The organism is Blautia glucerasea (assembly GCF_013304385.1).
Lineage (GTDB): Bacteria > Bacillota > Clostridia > Lachnospirales > Lachnospiraceae > Blautia_A > Blautia_A ammoniilytica.
In genome coordinates this window covers 1-639 of sequence record NZ_JAAITU010000142.1, presented here as the reverse complement: position 1 = coordinate 639, position 639 = coordinate 1, and the positions used below count along the sequence as shown (strand labels likewise).

At 41.3% G+C, this 639-nt stretch carries 1 protein-coding gene; it reads right to left on the bottom strand.

The window, feature by feature from the left end:
• Positions 1 to 214 precede the first annotated feature (214 nt).
• Positions 215 to 639 (bottom strand): IS200/IS605 family transposase (gene tnpA / locus G5B11_RS18780; RefSeq protein WP_173729341.1); only part of this gene is annotated, 425 nt, incomplete at its 5' end.

Here is a 639-nt window from a genome sequence, read left to right as displayed (position 1 = left end):
TCTTAAGTTTATGATGTTGGGCTTAGCCGGTGGTTTGCACTGCCCCTATAAGGGGCTCATCCCTGCTTGCGCCCGGAAGGCGCACTGAGAGGGTCCGCCTCTTGCACTGCTTTTCACAGGCTGACCCTAAAGGGCCTTTCTCAGTGCCTCCTGCTTCCTGCGCATCCCCTTGGGATTTGCTTATTGCTTCTTTTACCGGCTTAGCCTTTTAGGCTTATTTTTTTCTGCCTTTTTTTACCGGCTCACCCGTGAACGGGTCGATGTATTCATTCAACGTTAACTGGTCATATTCCAAATCATTTTTTAACTGATTCTGAATATATTCCTGTATCTTCTTTGCATTTTTTCCTACCGTATCTACATAGTATCCTCGGCACCAGAAATGGCGGTTTCCATATTTGTATTTCAAATTTGCACGCTTCTCAAATATCATCAGCGATGACTTTCCTTTTAAGTACCCCATTATTTCTGATACACTATATTTAGGTGGTATTCTTACTAACATATGAACGTGATCTTTACAGCACTCTGCTTCTATTATTTCAATTCCTTTTCTTTTGCACAACATACTTAATATTTCTGCTACATCTGCTTTTATCTGTCCATATATTACCTGCCTACGGTATTTTGGTGCAAAAA